This is a genomic window from Flavobacterium phragmitis (genome assembly GCF_900112575.1).
GTDB classification, from domain to species: domain Bacteria; phylum Bacteroidota; class Bacteroidia; order Flavobacteriales; family Flavobacteriaceae; genus Flavobacterium; species Flavobacterium phragmitis.
On the sequence record NZ_FOMH01000022.1, the window covers coordinates 1 to 17,749 of the forward strand.

The window sequence follows — 17,749 nt, forward strand, 5'->3', positions numbered from 1 at the left end:
TCTGTATAGATATTTACGCCTTTTCCTGGATAGCCTGGCTGGCCTTCGTTTCCTGGAGCACCATTGCCTCCGGCTGTTCCTACTGCACCGTCTTTACCATCTTTACCATCTTTACCGTCTTTACCGTCTTTACCAGTAATTTTAGTCCAGGTTCCATCGGGCATCTGAACGTATAAATCTCCAGTGGTAGTGTCTTTATAAACAACAATACTTAAACCTGGATAACCAGTTTCTCCTTTATTTCCTGGAGGTCCATTACCAGCTTCTGTTGCCGGTCCTACTCCATTTTCACCAGAAATAGCAATTCTATTCCATCTATCAATATACCAATAGTAGTACCCTGGTGTTATATCAGAAATGGTTGCTGTATTAAAAACCAGTAAACTATTCTCATATGGCAAACCACTACTGCCATGAGTAACTGTAGTTGCATCAGTTGTACTTTTCAATGCTATCCTTGGAATCAACACCCCTTTATCGTTAGAATAAACCTCTAACTGAGCAGATTGTGAAGTAGGGTCCAATTTCCCTACAACAACCTGTGAATAAGCAGAAAACGATCCTAAAACAACAAATAAAGGAAGTAATTTATTTTTCATGACCTACTTAGATATTATACGTTTTAAATTATTTAATAATTATAAGTAAATGATTATCAGTGATTTTTCATAAAATGTCAATTAAAACTTTATAAACATTCACTACAACAATCTCATAATCAAAAAACTTATTTTCAAGGTGCAAAGTTCTTGTCAAATCCCTTTTAATTTTGCCATTAAAAGTTTTTAAACTTATAGATTAAGACATATCTATAAATCGTGCTATACTAAAAGTTTATTTTTTACATGTCCAAAAAGTATTATAGGACATTTTTTTACTAAATGATTATATTTAAAGTTTGCAAAAAAAAAGAGAAAGCTCGCGCTTTCTCTTTCTCGTATTCATACATTGATTACTAAATTACAGTAATGGTAAATAGCTAAATCTTTATTTATTTAATCCCTCTTTTTAATTTATCTAAAGATGAATCTTCTAACTTTTTAAGCTGACTAATAAATATTTTAGCAATCTCATTTGCCCCTTTTAAAGACAAATGCGTATCATCTGCTTTATCTTTGTCATAGAAGGGGGGTTCACCTGCTTTAAAATGTAGATGTAATGTTTTTGATTTTTCTGGTCCATAGGATTGCTCCAATATTTCAGTTTGGTATTCCATATCAATAAATGGAACTTTAAATTCCTGAGCAACCAAACGGGTTTCTAAAGGGTAATCACCATGAGTAGGAACTAATACTCCTTTTTCATTAAAATTCCTCCTAGCGATAGAAGTCAACAATATAGGTATAGCTCCTTTTTCACGGCTTTCCTTTACAAAACGAATTAAATTATATCTATATGCTGTATGTGGATTTGTATAACGTGCAGAATCTTCTATTTTGGCGTCGTTATGTCCAAATTCAATTAATACGTAATCTCCTTTTCTAAGCTTTGCATAAATAGAATCCCAACGCTTTTCATTGATGAAACTTTTTGTGCTTCTTCCGTTTACTGCTTTGTTTACAACTACTATATCTTCTTTAAAAAAAGATTGCAATACTTGTGCCCAGCCATGTTCTGGATTACGAGTGGGATCTTTTTTATTGGCCATTGTGGAATCGCCAATACAATATAATGATGTTTTTTGTGCAAAGCCAAAGGATGTTATTAGGAATGCTAATAGAATGTATTTTTTCATTTTGTTTGTTGTTTTTGGTGGTGGTCTAACCGCAAAGAACACAAAGGTTTATTTTTCATAAAACTTTATCGATATTCATTGTGCAGACGCACTGCGGTGCGTCTCTACAGAAAAAATTCTTTGAACCTTTGTCTCTTTGTCACTTTGAACCTAATATTTTGAAACTGCTGTAGGCACTGTTGCTCTCTGTCCTATAAAAACATCGGTCATTAAAACATTTTCTGCATTCTCGTTTGATAATGCATTTTTTGCTTCCTTAATCTCGATATTATTTAAGGTAATGTTTTTAATTTTTTTATCTGGAAATCCTTGGATGACAATTCCAGATTCAGAAGCTTTATTACAGCTGATATTTGAAAAATGTACATTAGATATATCCGACTGATAACCTTTTCCTTCTCCATGATAATTTGCGGTGATATACAAACAGTCTTCTACTTGGTCTAACTGAATATTTCTAACAAATATATTTTTAATATATCCTCCACGATCCGCATTGGTTTTTAGATAAATGCCTCTTTTTAAATACCCTGCTGTTTTACAATTTTCTACAAAAACATTCTGTACTCCAGCCGACATTTCACTGCCAATCACCACTCCGTGAAGTCCTTTAAAATTGCAGTTTCTTATTACAATATTTTCGCTTGGCGTTGCTGTATTGGCTCGTCCTTCGTGATCTCTTCCTGCTTTTATAGCTACATTGTCATCTCCGTTATCAAAGTTGACATTTTCTATTAAAACGTCTTTTGCATATTCAGGGTCTATTCCATCATTATTATGATTCAATGATTTATAACTTATACCTCGAATGGTTATGCTTTTAGATTTTAATAAGTGAAGGCACCAAAATGGTGAATTTTCAATTCTAATATTTTCGACCAAAACATTCTTGCAATTTAAAAACTGAATCATCTGCGGTCTTAAAAAATAGCCTTCTCCAAATTTTCTTTCGCTTAAAGGCGTATTATTGTGATTCATGTCACGGCTTCGGTTTTTACCTTCTCCTTCTTTTGTTTTAAATGATTTCCATATTTTCCCTCCTTCTCCATCAATAGTTCCATTTCCTGTTATGGCAATATTAGTGCAATTATTAGCATAAATCAACGGACTGTAATTATAAAGCATAGTACCTTCCCAGCTTGTTAAAACTAATGGCAGATAATCTTTTGGATTATCGCTGAATTTTATTTTTGCTCCTTTTTCTATCCTCAGATTGACATTGCTTATAAAATGAATTGGGCCGTTGATTTTATAAATTCCTTTTGGAACTATTATCGTACCTCCATTGTTCTTTTTGCATAATGCCATTGCTTTATCAAAAATCTTTTTATTATCAGTAATGGAATCACCTTTTGCACCGAGTTTCACCACATTTACTTCATAAGAAGGAAATACTGGCAAATGAATTCTGTTGACTATAGAATCTACTTTAGCAGATGGGAAATCGCTGTTTTGTGAAAATGATCCCCAGGAAAGAAGTAATAGAAATAAATATTTAATATTCATGTTTTTTTTGTTTTCAGTCTCTTTTTTCAGTCGCAGTCACAGTTTTCAGTCGCAGTCTGCACTGAAAACTGTGACTGTAAACTGGGACTATTAAGAAGTAGCCTAATTTAAGTACCAATTTGCAATTTTATCTTTCAAAATAGTTTCTGTCGAATACTGTCCTGCTTCTTTTTTTGAAAGCTGATGCGACCATTTTACTCTTTTTGTAGGCTGAAATCCTTCGCCTGTACAATTGTATTCTGCATAAAAACTATTTTTTTCGGCTTCAGGTTTTGACCAGTTTTCCCAGCCTTCCGGTTTAATTTGACTGCCCATTTCGCAGTTAATGAAAACCGTTTTAGCATAGATTCTCCAAGGTCTTCCTAAATACACGTCTTTTGCTTCAGGGTTTGCTGTTAGTTTACAATTTTTGAAAACAAAGCCAAAAGGAGTTCCTGCTGGAGTTGAAGCCGCAGTGATATAAGAACTTTTAATACTGTGTATGTTACAGTTTTCGAATAATGCTGTCGCACCACCAAAAATAAAATCTGTCGTTCCTTCGATATAACAATCTTTGAAATATTGTTTTGCTTCTTTTCCTGATAAATACAAAGTATCTTGATTTCCTAAAAGATTACAGTTTATAATTTTAGCACGATTTCCAATAACAGATAATGCAATTGCCTGACCATGTTCTCCTGAGGCGTTTTTAATAGTCAAATTAGATGCTGTAAAATCATCTCCTTCAACTAAAACTGTAGAAGTATAAAATGTACTGTTTCTCCCTAACGCTATTTTTGAAAAATTATCATCAAAGCTAATAATGGTATTTTCTTTACTTTCTCCTTTTAGGATTACATTGTTGTTCCATTCTGGAATACGGACTTTTTCATTATAAATTCCATTTTTCACATAAATGGTAACTTTTTCATAGGGAAAAGCTGGAGTTGCATAAACGGCATCCTGAATTTTAGTATAATCGCCTGAACCATCTTGTGCCACTGTAATATAATTTACATTTTTTTTATCTGAAACGCCTACTTTGGTTCCGTTTTTAACAGCCCAGTCTGGAAATCGTTTTAAAACTTCTTTTGGAGCATCTGAGTACCAAGAATAACCATTTCTACGTTCTGAACCAATTTGATCTATTGATTTCTTTTTTATTCCGTCACGATCACAAAAGAAAGGCTCATTTGTTTCCAAGTCCATAAATCTTGCCCAGATAGGATTTGCATTTACAGCTGGAATCATTTTTTTATCTATAATTTTTCCTGCATCATTTAAAACTCTCTTTTCTTCTAAATTGGTGATTTTTGTTTTTTCAAACCATTCCACAGCACTTTTTACTGCGGTCACAATTTCTCTTGAAGGTTTATCTATTGACATTAACAACAATACAATTTTTGCCGATTCTGAACCGCTTAACGAAGCTAGTTCAAAAGCTCTTGCATTTGCAGGAGCAAGAGTAACTTCATCGTGTTGTGCGCACCATGCTGTTAACACACCATTTTGTTTGTATTGTGTTTTTAAGATACAATCTATCCCTTTATCAAAAGCTTTTTTACATTTATCAACGATTTCTTTTGAAGGTTTAATGCTGTAATAATCAGTTTCGTCTGCGATGGCTTTTATTACATTCATAATATTCACCATTGAGTCATCATTGTAAGTGATATGGGTATAATATCCTTTTTTTAAGGGAAAAAACTGAGGCCATCCTCCATTTGGATATTGTGCTTCTAACAAATAATTCAATCCTCGTAGAAATGAGTCTTTATAACGTTCCTCTTTTACCTGAGCATACATCTTAGACATAAAAAGCATTTCCTGACAAGTTGCTCCATTGTCTGTTGTGGTTTCAACAGCAGTTTTTTTCAGTGCAGTTAAATCTTTTTTCTGTTTTTCTGTCAGTTCCTCCTGCATTTGAATATTTTTCGGCCAGCCCCCAATATCTCTTTGGTATAGCAACACGTTTTCTGCTATTCTTTTCGCTTCATCCGATCCAAACCATACCGCTTCATTTTTACGAATGATTTCTGGCCATCTTTTATAAATATTCTGAGATTTTACAGCAAAACTGCAAAAGCATAAAAAAAAGATTATTTGTTTTTTTAACCGCATTATTTCTTTTTTATTTCGTTACTCTAAACCAATCTACGGCTACATTTCCAGAATCATTTTTCACTTCTTCACCTAAAGCAAAAAGTCCCACTTTAGCACCAATCCATTTTCCCTCTCTTGCTTTAAATTCAGTTCCTATTGGCTGATAATTTTTATCATCTAAACTATAGAAGAAGTTGCAGATCGCACCTTTCTTGATTTTTACTCTCAAATAAATGGTATTGTTTTCTATTAATACTGGTTTTGTTTCTGTTTCTGAAATTGTGTTTGCAAAAGTTCCTGTTTTCTGATTCAGATACAGTTTTCCGTTATAACTTTTAAAACTGAGGGCACTATAATCTAATCCCAGAATAATCAAACCGGTTGATTCTCCATTTAATCTCGAATTAAAAGTCAGCTTTGTTGTTACCGTAAAATCTTCTGCTGGGAATTTTTGTAATAGTAAATTTGGAGCATTAAAAATGTTCTTCGTTGTAGTGTTGCAAAATAAATTGAGATAACCTAAACTAGTTGGAAATCCAAAATTAACTTGTTTATTCGCCTGCCACTGCCATTGCAGTCCTAATTTAGGTTCGTTAAATTCATCAGAAGTTGCAGGTACTTCTATTGGATATTTTTTGCCAACATTCGGTTTCTTATAAGTCGTAACAGGTTCGCCAATTCCATTTTTATCAAAGTCTTCTCCCATAACCGGCCAATCATTTACCCATTTCATAGGCTGTAAATGAACAATTCGACCATAAGCGTCTTTATCCTGAAAATGAAAAAACCAGTCTTCTCCAGTCTGAGTTGTCACCCACGCACCTTGATGCGGACCATTGATAGTTGTAGAACCTTGTTCCAAAACCTTTTTCTTTTCATAAGGTCCAAAAACATTTCTAGATCGTAGAATAGTCTGCCATCCTGTTGGCACTCCACCTGCAGGAGCAAAAATGTAGTAATAGTTATTTCGTTTATAAAATTTTGGACCTTCTATGGTTTCTTCCCCTTCATGCCCGTCAATTACCATTACTTCGTCATTGTTTACAACGGTTCCTTCTGGATTCATGGTGCAAACAACTAATAAGCTTTTAATCTGTGCACGGCTTCCTGCAAAAGCATGGGTCATATAAGCTTTACCATCTGTATCCCAAAGCGGACTAGGATCTATAAGTCCTTTTCCTGCTTTAACCAAAAGGGGTTCCGACCATGGTCCCTCTGCTTTTTTGGCTTTGATCATATAAATTCCAAAATCGGGATCAGGATAATAAATGTAAAACTCATTTTTATGATACGTAATACTTGGCGCCCAAACTCCATTTCCATGCTGTACTCTATCATAAGTTTCGAACGGTGGCTGTTTCGCCAATGCATAACCTATAATTTTCCAATTTACCAAGTCTTTAGAGTGTAAAATAGGTAACCCGGGAATACAATTAAATGAAGAAGCAGTCATATAATAATCATCACCTACTCGTACAACATCCGGATCTGAATAATCAGCGTGAATAATTGGATTGGTATAGGTACCGTCTCCATTATCAGGAACCCAGACTTGTGCTGTACTTTTCTGAAAGAAAAAAACAGAGAAAAGTAAAAGGATGATTTTTATGTTTTTCATTTTTTGAAACTATTATTTCAATTAAACCCGACAGGTTTTAAAAACCTGTCGGGTATCTAATTTGCTTTTCTTTGAGAAACTTTTTTACAATGCTTCGACTTCGCTCAGCAAGACAAACGAAGCATCTTCACTCATAACTTATAACTCATAACTCAAAAAATTATCTATTTAATTCTATAGCTGCCAAAATAAATGGTCCAGTTGCTTTAGGATCGTTATCTTTTTTTCTTTCGTTTACGTAATATTCGTAAGATCCATCACGGTATGGAGTTCCTCCTAAACCTGCAACCTGACAGCAGTTTGTCAAAGTGATTCCGCCATCTTCGTCTACTTTTTTGATTAAAACTGTAGTTAGTCCATCAAAAGCTTTATTAGCCGCTTTTTTAAATTTAGCTGGAAGATAACCTTTATTAGCGCCTTTCGCATAAGCGTAAGCAAACATAGCCGAACCAGAAGCTTCTAGATAATTTCCTTTCTCGCCTCCTTTATCTGTTACCTGATACCATAAACCTGAAGATTTATCCTGAAATTTAAGTATAGCTTCAGATGCATTGTTTAGATATTTAACCAATTCTTTACGTTTTGGATGATCTTTCGGCATGTAATCTAAAACGTCTACCAAAGCCATTACGTACCAGCCTAAAGATCTGGACCAAAAGTTTGGTGAATTTCCTGTTTCTTTATTAGCCCAAGGCATTTGTTTGCTTTCGTCCCAACCGTGGTACAATAATCCCGTTTTGGGGTCTGTCGCTTTCAGCTGAATCAATTCAAATTGTTTTGCAATATCATCGAAACTTTTTCCATTCTCAAACTTAGCTGTATATTCTGCATAGAAAGGTTCTCCCATGTATAAACCATCTAACCACATTTGATTTGGATAGATTTGTTTGTGCCAGAATCCGCCACTCGCAGTTCTTGGTTGTTCCGAAAGCTGCTTACGGATTAACTGTAGTGCTTTTAAGTATTTATCTTCTTTTGAATAGGCATAAACATCAAAAAGCAAACGTCCTGGAAGTACTAAATCGATATTAAATTTATCAAACTCATAGGTGTTGATGCTTCCATCTGCTTGTACCAATTGATCCACATAACCTCTTACATATGCTTTGTATCTAGGATCTGGATTTTTTTTGTACAATTCTTCAATTGAATGCAGCACTAAAGCATGAACATAATCCCACTTTGGTTTCTTAGCATCATCAAGCATATACGATTCTGGATGACGTTTCATTAATGTCAAAGCCATTTTATCAGACCATTTTGCATTTTTTGCAATTACAATATCTTTTTTTGCTGGCTCCTGAGAAGTTACTTTACAACTTGTAATCGTCATAACGCAGATCATCAAAACTGACATCCAATAACTGTGCTTTCTATTATTTTTCATTTCAAAATATATTTAAATTCTAATTATTTATTCAATTCTATTGCGGCTAATAAAAAGGCTCCAAGACCTATTGCCCCATTATCTCTAGGTTTTGAGGTAAGATAATATTCATTTGTTCCATCACGAAAAGGCTTTCCTCCTAACCCAATGTTCGATGAAACATTTAAAACATTTACTTCTCCTTTTTTATCCACTTTTATAAACTCTTTTATAAAGCTGTCAAAAGATTTTTTAGCTTTTACTTTATAACTTCCGCCCAAATATCCTTTATTTACTCCTTTTGCAAGAGCATAAATAATCATACCAGAAGCCGATGGCTCAACATAATTTCCAAACTTTTCTGGTTTATCAGCTACCTGATACCATAGACCAAATTCGCTTTTATACTGATTTACATTCTTTGCAATCTGATTGAGATACCCAACCAGAACTTTATATTTTGGATGTGACTTTGGAAAATAATCCAATGTCTCTACCAATGCCACCATATACCATCCAATTCCTCTTCCCCAAATTGTCGGAGAAGTTCCTGTTTGTTTGTCAGTCCAGCCAATTTCTTTGCTTTCGTCCCAAGCCTGATAAACTAAACCTGTTTTTTGGTCTACAAGATGATTTTGTACTAATTCAAATTGTTTTGCAATATCGTCTAGACTCTTTCCTTTTTCATATTTAACAGTGAACTGAGTGTAAAATGGTTCAGCCATATATAAACCGTCAATCCACATTTGATTTGGGTAAATCTCTTTGTGCCAAAATCCTCCACTAGCTGTTCTAGGCTGTGTTTCTAATTGTGTTCTTAACTTTCCAATTATCTCAAAATAGCGCAAATCTTTTGTAATATCATACAGATTAAACAGCAGTTTTCCTGGATTTAGACAATCAATATTATATTCTTTTATATCATATTTTTTTATGTTTCCAGTGCTGTCAATCATTTCATCAACATACTCTTTGATATAATTCAGGTATTTTTCATTGTTTGTTTTTTGATATAATTTTTCAAAACCAGACAATACAAATCCCATTTTATAGTCCCATTTTGGCTTTTCGTTTCCATCCAACTGCCAAGCCTGCGGATATCTGTTTAAGATTGTAAGCGCCATTCTCTCCGACCATTTTAAATCATAAGGAATAGCAGTCTTTCCTGATTCGTTTTGATTTTGAGCTATCGTTTTAAGACCTAAAAAAAATAATAAGACAATTGCTGTTTTAAGATTAATCTTTGTAAGTAGAGATTTACACATAATTTTTACTGGTTTAGAATTTCATTCTAAATTACTTAAAAATTTTATCTAAAAATCCTACAGTATACGAAATTGTCTGTCCAAACCAAGGTTCATAAAACCAAAAGGAATGAGGAGAATCTGCAATCGTATGTACTTCATTATAAATCTTATATTCGTTCAAAATTTTAATCATATCGTCTCTTCCTGCATGAAATCTTGGAATACTGCTACAGATATACAATGTTGGCGGGGTATTTTTATCGGTATGACTTAAAGCAGAAGCATTTTTCCAGTTTTCAGGAATTTCATCTGATTTTCCGCCTAACCAAAATGCAGCTACTTCTCCTTCTGTAGATTCCGGGTGTTTCATTGCCAAAACTCCGTCTACATCGACAATTGCGTTTACTTTTGATGATGATTTGCTTTTAAAATTCTTGTCTTCGAAAATTGGATTATTGTTTGTGGTACCAATTAAAGCCGCCATCTGTCCTCCTGCAGAACAGCCTAAAATGGCTATTTTATTGGGATCTACATTAAATTTTAAAGCATTGTCTTTGATAAATTTGATAGCATTTTTCACATCAATAACTCCTGTTGGGTATTTTGCTTCTAATGACAATCTGTATTCAATAGAAAAAGTGGTATATCCTTTTGCAGCCATTTCTTTTCCCATAAACTGCATTTGGTCTTTATTTCCTGATTTCCATCCGCCTCCGTGAATCATAATTACAGCTGGATTTTTTTTCTTTTTTTTATTGACAAAGGCATCAAAATGAAGTATTCTCTCTTTTTCTTTATTATAAACTAAATCAAACATTTCCTGAACATCTGGATTTGGTTTAACCTCTGGAATGGTAATAAAAGGATGTTTCTTAATTAATTTAGCATAAGTGCTTTTTATAGTATAAGATGAATCAATCTGATATTGCTGGCTCTGTGCCACAACAACATAAAAAAACACCACTAAAATTAATTTCAATTTTTGCATTTTCATTTTTACTTTTCGGTTAAGAAAGGAGCTTAACAGCAGCTAAACTCCTTTTTAACTCCTTCAAAAAACAATACTCTCAAAAAATCTTTAAATTACTAATTACCAATTTTGAGAAAATCTTATTTTACAGATTCCACTTTTTTACCATTTACGTAGGTATCTATAAAGTTTATATTCTTTACATTTTTCAACAAATAGAGTGAATCTACTTTTTGAATTTTTACATTTTTTAATTTGATGTTTTCAACTGGCGATTCGGCATATCCATCTGCCCAAATACTGTATTTTCCTCCATTTTTCACATTTACATTTTCTAAACTGACATTTCTTATTGTCGGAATGAAATTTCCTGTCTGTGATCCGTAAACATTATAAAACATGTTCAATTTTAAAACACATTCTTTTACTGTGCCCACTTCAAGATTTCTAACAAAAATATTTTCGATAACGCCTCCTCTTTTTGAATTGGTTTTAATGCGAATGGCACGATCTAGATTCGGACTGTCCATCACACAGTTTTCAACAAAAACGTTATTTACACCTGCCGAAATTTCACTTCCAATCACAACGCCACCATGACCATCAATCATTTTGCAGTTTTGCACAATAATATTTTTACTTGGAATAGCAACTCTTCTGCCGTCTCCATCACGTCCGGATTTGATTGCAATACAATCGTCTCCAGTGTTAAATGTGCAGTTTTTAATCACAACATTTTGAGCATATTCAGGATCGCAACCATCATTATTTGGCCCGTGGCTGTTTACCGTTACACCGTCAATAATCATATTATTGGTTTTTATTGGATGTAGAATCCAAAACGGAGAATTGATCACGGTTATGTCTTTTACTAAAACAGTATTACATTCAAAAAATTCAATAAAATTTGGACGCAGATATCTTCCTTCTCCAAAAACTCTTTCAGATACTGGAACACCTTTTTCTGCCATATCGACTAAAATCTCACGATTTGTTGGATCATTTTGAGATGGAATTCCTTTTTTCCAGCCATAGTTTTTACTGCCGGCCCAAATCCACCAATTAGTACTGTCTGCCTGTCCATTTAAAGTTCCTTTTCCTGTAACGGCTACATTTGTTTTATTTTTAGCATAAATAAGTGGCGAATAATTCATTACTTCTGTTCCTTCCCAAGAAGTATGAACTATTGGATAATCTTTAGGGTCTAAACTAAAAAGGATTTCTGCCTTATCTTCTAAATGTAAATTTACATTGCTTTCTAAGTGAATTGCGCCAGTTAAATATTTACCATTTGGAACCAAAACCTGACCGCCTCCGTTTACACTACATTCTTTTATTGCTTTTTCAAACGCTGCTGTATTTAACGTTTTACCATCTGCAACGGCTCCAAAATCATTTATGTTATACACTTTATTCGAGAAATGAGTCTGTGGCATAGTTTTCAGCACTAAATCCATCTTTTCCCATGGATTCTCTAAAGAAGCCGCTGAAGGTTGTTTCGCACACGACACCACTAATAACCCAAGAAAGGTTAAAAATAGAATCCCGTTTAATGTTATACTCTTATTTGTAATCATTTGTGCAGTATTTTCCTGTTTCTTATTGAAAACGTTGTAAAATTGTGTAATCGATTACACGAAAGTAGAAAAATTGTTCTAAGAGACCAAATTAATTTAGAAAAAAATTATACATTTAATTTTTATTGCAAAAATTTATTACATTTAATGCAAAAAATTAGATAATTTATTATCATTGTAAAACCTAAATCGTTTTAGTTTTTGATTATGGTAATCGATAACAATTTTTATTACATAATGAAAAAAAATGTACTTTTGTCTAAAATAAACCGATAAACTTTTTTTGAATGAGTGAAAAAGTAACTATTTATGATATTGCTGAAAAACTAAATATCACTGCTGCAACGGTTTCGAGAGCATTAAACAATAATCCTAAAATTAAGGAGGCAACTCGCGAACTGGTTATCAAAACCGCCGCAGCGATGAATTACAAGCAAAATAAATTAGCGCTAGCTTTAAAGAGCGGTCGAAGTAATAATATCGGTGTTATTGTACCACGTATTGATAGTAACTTTTTCGCCTCTGTTATTCGAGGAATAGAAGAAGAACTTTATCCACACGGATATCAAGTCATTATCTGTCAAACACACGAAAGCATTAAAAGAGAGAACGAAAACCTTCATACTCTTGTAGACGCACAAGTAGACGGCATCATGATGTCAGTTACTGGTGTTTCTAATGAAAATGACAGCGCTTTCAGAAATGTATTAGAAAAAAATGTACCCCTGATATTTTTCGATAGAAGCAAACATATTGACGGTGTTAGTTCTGTAACCATTAATGACTTTAAAGGCGGTTATTTAGCCACTAAACACTTAATTGATGAAGGCTGTAGGAATATTGCGCATTTTTCTGGAGATCAATCATTGGATATCTTTAAAAACAGGTTTTTAGGGTATAAACAAGCTCTACTAGACAATGGAATTGAATTTAAAGAAGAATATGTAATCTATACCAAAAGTGCTGTTGATGCTGGAAAAGAATCTGTCGATAAACTTTTACAATTAGAAACGCCTCCAGACGCTCTCTTCTCTTCAAGTGATTTTGCAGCATTAGGTGCAATTCAAGAACTTAAAGAGCGAAATATCAGTATCCCGAACGAATTTTGTGTTGTTGGATTCAGTAACGAACCGTTTACTAAATTCATGGAATTATCAATTACTTCTGTAGATCAGTCGCCATTAGAAATGGGAAAAATGTCTGCTCGTGTTTTCTTAGAACAAGTAGACAAAACAGATACTATCAAAATTGAAAAAAAGGTCGTTTTAGCGCCAGAATTACACATTCGTAAGTCTTCTGCTAAAACCAACTTTTAATTTTTTTTTTACCACATAAGTCATATTAGCTCATTTTAGAATGAGCTTTTTTTTTACGTAGGCTTCAGGAAGCAAAATATTTATAGATAACAATGAACCATCGAGAATAAAGCTTGAGCGGATCGAAACATTTAGGTTGCAGAAAAATATGTCGCTCAGCTGGAGCTTTATGTTGTAACCGCTAATGTTTTGCAATAAATATTGAGCTTCTTCGAAGCTTTCTCGAAAAACAAGAGACACACTACCGCCACCTCCTTACAGACAAACCTAACATAAAAAAAAGACGCACTATGTTGTGCGTCTTCTTTATAAAACTTTGTCTCTTTGTATCTCTGTAACTTTGAGCCTAAAAAAATTAAAGCGATACCCCTCTTTTCCAAGGAATAAAATCATTCTGATTTAAAACTGCTGCTTTAGTTTTAATGTTACCACTTGCAACATTAATAATAAACTCAAGCATTTCGTCTGCCATTTCATCAATTGATTTTTCTCCAGTGATAATTCCACCAGTATCAATATCAATAATATCAGACATTTTGTTTGCTAACTGTGTATTTGATGAAATTTTCACAACCGGCGCAATTGGATTTCCTGTTGGCGTTCCTAAACCTGTTGTAAACAATACCATATTGGCTCCAGAACCTACCATTGCAGTTGTACATTCTACATCATTTCCTGGTGTACATAACAATGTAAAACCTGGTTCGTTAATATATTCTCCGTAATCATAAACACCTGTAATTGGGGATGTACCACCTTTTTTAGCAGCACCAGCCGATTTCATAGCATCTGTAATCAAACCGTCTTTAATGTTACCTGGAGACGGATTCATATCAAATCCTGAACCTGCATCAACAACTGTTTTTTCGTACCATTGCATTAAGTCTAAGAAACGTTTTCCGTCCTTGTCATCTATACAGCGATTTACTAATTCCTGTTCTACTCCACATAATTCAGGAAATTCAGAAAGAATTGTAGTTCCTCCTAAAGCCACTAAATGATCCGATAACACTCCCAATGTCGGGTTTGCAGAAATTCCAGAGAAACCGTCAGATCCACCACACTCCAAACCAATTCTTAGTTTAGATAATGGAGCTGGTTCTCTTTTAATTTCGTTTGCTTTTTTAATCGCTTCGAAAGTATCTTTTACCACACTGCTTAACATGGCTTCAATTGTTCCGATAGACTGCTGATCGTAAATTAAAACAGGCTTTTTACTGTTTGGATTAATAGCATCTAAAGCTTCTTTGAAAATTGAAATCTGAAGATTCTGGCATCCTAAACTCAATACCGTTGCTCCAGCCACGTTTGGATTGTTTACATAACCTGCCAAAAGCTTCGCCAAACTATGAGAATCCTGACGAATTCCTCCGCATCCACCTTGGTGCGTAATGAATTTTACTTCAATATTATTGAATAAGTTAGCATCGTTTGAAGCTTCTTGATTACCTGCTCCACCCGTTTCTGATTTCACCAAAGAACGCAACAATAACTGATAATCGTTTTCTTTAGGTTTCATCAATTCTTTCTCAAAAATATCCTTTAAGATTTCGATGTTTCTGTTTTCACAAAAAACTAATGGAAAAAACAACCATACATTTTCTGTTCCAACCTGTCCATCTTCTCTGTGATAGCCCTGCCACGTTCTATCTTTCCATTTATCAACATTAGGAGCTGTCCAGCCAATTGTTTCTGTTTTGCCAGTAACTTTATCACTTTCGTGTTTTACGTTTGCTGTAGAAAGCAAACCGCCTTTTTCGATTCTAGCACTTGCTTTTCCAACCAAAACACCATACATAATGATTCTGTCCCCTACATTAAAAGGAACCATTGCAATCTTATGTTTCATTTTTACATCAGACTCTACGGTAATTGATTGTCCTTCAAAATCAATCACTTCGCCTGCAGTAAGATCCACCAATGCAACCGCAACATTGTCGGTTGGGTGAACTTTTATTAATTTTTTCTGCGTTGCCATAATTAACCTTTGTTCTTTGTTCTTTTTGTTGTGTTTTCTTATTTTATTCTTTCTTGAAACTTAGCAAAGCCAGCTTCAATTCCGTTTGAATCTATTTCTTCTAAACCAATTGTTATTGCTCTTGTCAAACCTGGAATTTCAGTTAAATCCTGATCCCAGAAACCTTTGTTTTGCAATGTTAAACGAGCAATTTTCTCGTAATCATCAGATTTCCAAAGTCCGTTAAAGAATGTTGTAATATCTTCACCATCTTTAACCGGTAAACTTTGACCATTCCAAGTTCCTTTGTAGAAACGAATTAAACTAGCTAATGAAAAAGTCAAATTAACAGGTAATTTTTTGTTGGCATTATAATATCCTAATAAACTAGGTAAAACTCTTACTTTGAATTTCGATACCGAATTTAAAGCAATATCAGCAAGTGCATGTTTGATAAATGGATTTTTAAATCGGTCCATTACTTCCTCAGAATAGGCCGTAATTTCATTTTTGTCCATATCAAGAGTTTCACTAATTTCACTAATAACGCTATTTACAAATTCTCCTGTAAAATCTCCGTTAACAGTTTCCATTACTAATTTATTGCCATGTAAAAGTGAAAAAGGAACCATTGCGGTATGCGCACCGTTTAAAATACGAACTTTAATCATTTTAAAAGGACGTATGTCATCAACGATTTTTACATTCAAATCTGTTTTGTGAAAAGGCAATTTTGCTTTTAAATCATCTCCACCTTCAATAGCCCAAAGGAAGAAAGGTTCAGCCGCAACAATTAAATTATCTTCATAATCTAATTTATTATTATATTCTTCGATTTCAGCTCTTGGATATCCAGGAACAATTCTGTCAACCAAAGTACTATGATAGGTACAAGCCTCTGATACCCAAGTTTTAAATGCATCTTCTAATTTCCATAAATCAACATATTGTAAAATATATTTTTTAAGTGTCTCAGAATTATAGTCAATTAATTCACAAGGTATTACTGTAACTCCTTTAGAAGTATCTCCATTAAAATGTTTGAATCTTTCATATAATAAAACCGTCAATTTTGCAGGAAATGACACTGGTGGTTGCATGTCTGGAGTATCACTTTCAATAAATTCAATTCCAGCTTCTGTAGTATTAGAAACAATAAACTGAAGTTCTTCTTCTTTGGCTAAAGCCAAATAATTTGCAAATTCAGTATATGGGTTTATCGTTTTTACAATATTATTAATTAACACAATATCTTGTATCTTTTCACCTTTTTTAATTCCGTTCATAAACAAGGTATAGAGACCGTCCTGAGCATTAATCATATTTACCATACCATCTTTCAAAGGCTGCACTACTGCAATACCGGCATTAAAATCAACTTCTTTATTCAGTTTGTCAAAAGCATAATCAACAAAAGCTCTTAAAAAGTTACCTTCTCCAAACTGAACTACCTTAATTGGCTGTAACTTTTCTAATCCAATATTTATTCTATTTAATTTTTTCATTTTGATTTTCTTAGTTAGTTGTTTCAAATAACCATTTATAATCCTTACTTCATCATTTCTGCCTTTTAAATTGTAAAAGAAACATTACACTCGATTGAATAAAATAAAGCCGGCTGTGAGGAATGGCTAGCTAAATTTTTCAAGCGTAATGTTCAATTACAATCTCTAAAAATCTAAAAAAAACTTATAAAATAAGGAGTTGGCATGATTACCCCTTAATCTTATTTTCTAATATCTTTTATAATGTCAAGAACCTGTTTCACTTTAACAGTCAATCCGTCGAAGTCTTTCTTTTCTAATATGTCTTTTGAAATCAATTGCGAACCTAAGCCAACACAAGTTGCTCCAGCATTCAGCCATGAACTCAAACTTTCTTTGGTTGGATAAACACCGCCTGTAGGCATAATGTTCGTCCACGGACAAGGTCCTTTTATGGCTTTGATAAATTCCGGACCATAGGTATCAGCCGGAAATAGTTTTACGATTTCACAGCCTAATTCTTCTGCCCTTGCAATTTCTGTTAAAGTACCGCAGCCAGGAGACCACAATACTTTTCTGCGGTTGCACGCAATTGCAATATCTTCCCTGAAAACAGGAGTTACAATAAAATTCGCTCCTAAACTCATATACAATGAAGCCGAAGCCGCATCTGTAATAGAACCAACTCCTAAGATCATTCCCGGAAGTTCTGCTAAAGCATATTTGTTCAGCGCTCCGAAAACTTCATGCGCAAAGTCGCCTCTGCTGGTAAACTCCATTAATCGGGATCCGCCGTCGTAACAGGCTTTCAATACTTTTTTACTCAATTCGATATCAGAATGAAAAAACAACGGAACCATACCGTTTTCTTTCATGGTCTGAGCCACTTCA

12 protein-coding genes and 1 pseudogene are annotated in these 17,749 nt (G+C 33.8%); 1 reads left to right on the forward strand and 12 read right to left on the reverse strand.

Features of this window, described 5'->3' with window-relative positions:
• From BM289_RS25170 to BM289_RS25210, 9 genes and pseudogenes are all read right to left on the reverse strand, one after another.
• A pseudogene (locus tag BM289_RS25170) lies at positions 1 to 599 on the reverse strand (hypothetical protein); the annotation flags it as partial.
• A gap of 392 nt (positions 600 to 991) precedes the next feature.
• Positions 992 to 1,735, reverse strand: a complete 744-nt coding sequence (locus BM289_RS25175) for a rhamnogalacturonan acetylesterase (protein ID WP_091499370.1) — start codon at positions 1,733 to 1,735, stop codon at positions 992 to 994.
• A gap of 150 nt (positions 1,736 to 1,885) precedes the next feature.
• Positions 1,886 to 3,241, reverse strand: a complete 1,356-nt coding sequence (locus tag BM289_RS25180) for a glycoside hydrolase family 28 protein (RefSeq protein ID WP_091499373.1) — start codon at positions 3,239 to 3,241, stop codon at positions 1,886 to 1,888.
• Positions 3,242 to 3,343: 102 nt separating this feature from the next.
• Positions 3,344 to 5,341, reverse strand: coding sequence for a pectate lyase (gene pelA, locus BM289_RS25185; RefSeq protein ID WP_091499375.1), 1,998 nt, complete (start codon positions 5,339 to 5,341; stop codon positions 3,344 to 3,346).
• Between the two features lie 10 nt (positions 5,342 to 5,351).
• Entirely contained in the window at positions 5,352 to 6,941 is a 1,590-nt protein-coding gene (locus tag BM289_RS25190; protein WP_091499378.1) for a glycoside hydrolase family 43 protein, read from the reverse strand.
• Between the two features lie 160 nt (positions 6,942 to 7,101).
• The gene (locus tag BM289_RS25195) at positions 7,102 to 8,328 is read right to left on the reverse strand and encodes a glycoside hydrolase family 88/105 protein (protein ID WP_091499381.1); all 1,227 of its coding nucleotides are present in this window, start codon (positions 8,326 to 8,328) and stop codon (positions 7,102 to 7,104) included.
• Positions 8,329 to 8,351: 23 nt separating this feature from the next.
• Positions 8,352 to 9,572, reverse strand: coding sequence for a glycoside hydrolase family 88/105 protein (locus tag BM289_RS25200; protein WP_091499384.1), 1,221 nt, complete (start codon positions 9,570 to 9,572; stop codon positions 8,352 to 8,354).
• A 31-nt stretch (positions 9,573 to 9,603) separates the two neighbouring features.
• Positions 9,604 to 10,548, reverse strand: coding sequence for an alpha/beta hydrolase (locus BM289_RS25205; RefSeq protein WP_244165458.1), 945 nt, complete (start codon positions 10,546 to 10,548; stop codon positions 9,604 to 9,606).
• 116 nt (positions 10,549 to 10,664) lie between these two features.
• Positions 10,665 to 12,101 carry a glycoside hydrolase family 28 protein gene (locus tag BM289_RS25210; protein WP_091499386.1) on the reverse strand — a complete coding sequence of 479 codons (1,437 nt, stop codon included), beginning with the start codon at positions 12,099 to 12,101 and terminating at the stop codon, positions 10,665 to 10,667.
• A 287-nt stretch (positions 12,102 to 12,388) separates the two neighbouring features.
• On the opposite strand from BM289_RS25210, the gene BM289_RS25215 reads away from it, so the two are divergent.
• Complete coding sequence (locus tag BM289_RS25215; protein ID WP_091499389.1) at positions 12,389 to 13,417, forward strand: LacI family DNA-binding transcriptional regulator; 1,029 nt, start codon at positions 12,389 to 12,391, stop codon at positions 13,415 to 13,417.
• 355 nt (positions 13,418 to 13,772) lie between these two features.
• Here the strand turns inward: BM289_RS25215 and BM289_RS25220 are convergent, their stop codons facing one another.
• The 3 genes from BM289_RS25220 to BM289_RS25230 all read right to left on the reverse strand — a co-directional run.
• Positions 13,773 to 15,395, reverse strand: a complete 1,623-nt coding sequence (locus BM289_RS25220) for a UxaA family hydrolase (RefSeq protein ID WP_091499392.1) — start codon at positions 15,393 to 15,395, stop codon at positions 13,773 to 13,775.
• Between the two features lie 38 nt (positions 15,396 to 15,433).
• Positions 15,434 to 16,879: a tagaturonate reductase gene (locus BM289_RS25225; RefSeq protein ID WP_091499394.1), complete on the reverse strand. Its 1,446-nt coding sequence runs from the start codon at positions 16,877 to 16,879 to the stop codon at positions 15,434 to 15,436.
• A 221-nt stretch (positions 16,880 to 17,100) separates the two neighbouring features.
• Positions 17,101 to 17,749 (reverse strand): bifunctional 4-hydroxy-2-oxoglutarate aldolase/2-dehydro-3-deoxy-phosphogluconate aldolase (locus tag BM289_RS25230; protein WP_244165459.1); only part of this gene is annotated, 649 nt, incomplete at its 5' end.

Coding starts and splice junctions, on each gene's coding strand:
- BM289_RS25175 (WP_091499370.1), bottom strand. CDS start 1,735: ATGAAAAAATACATTCTATTAGCATTCCTAATAACATCCTTTGGCTTT.
- BM289_RS25180 (WP_091499373.1), bottom strand. CDS start 3,241: ATGAATATTAAATATTTATTTCTATTACTTCTTTCCTGGGGATCATTT.
- pelA (WP_091499375.1), bottom strand. CDS start 5,341: ATGCGGTTAAAAAAACAAATAATCTTTTTTTTATGCTTTTGCAGTTTT.
- BM289_RS25190 (WP_091499378.1), bottom strand. CDS start 6,941: ATGAAAAACATAAAAATCATCCTTTTACTTTTCTCTGTTTTTTTCTTT.
- BM289_RS25195 (WP_091499381.1), bottom strand. CDS start 8,328: ATGAAAAATAATAGAAAGCACAGTTATTGGATGTCAGTTTTGATGATC.
- BM289_RS25200 (WP_091499384.1), bottom strand. CDS start 9,572: ATGTGTAAATCTCTACTTACAAAGATTAATCTTAAAACAGCAATTGTC.
- BM289_RS25205 (WP_244165458.1), bottom strand. CDS start 10,548: ATGAAAATGCAAAAATTGAAATTAATTTTAGTGGTGTTTTTTTATGTT.
- BM289_RS25210 (WP_091499386.1), bottom strand. CDS start 12,101: ATGATTACAAATAAGAGTATAACATTAAACGGGATTCTATTTTTAACC.
- BM289_RS25215 (WP_091499389.1), top strand. CDS start 12,389: ATGAGTGAAAAAGTAACTATTTATGATATTGCTGAAAAACTAAATATC.
- BM289_RS25220 (WP_091499392.1), bottom strand. CDS start 15,395: ATGGCAACGCAGAAAAAATTAATAAAAGTTCACCCAACCGACAATGTT.
- BM289_RS25225 (WP_091499394.1), bottom strand. CDS start 16,879: ATGAAAAAATTAAATAGAATAAATATTGGATTAGAAAAGTTACAGCCA.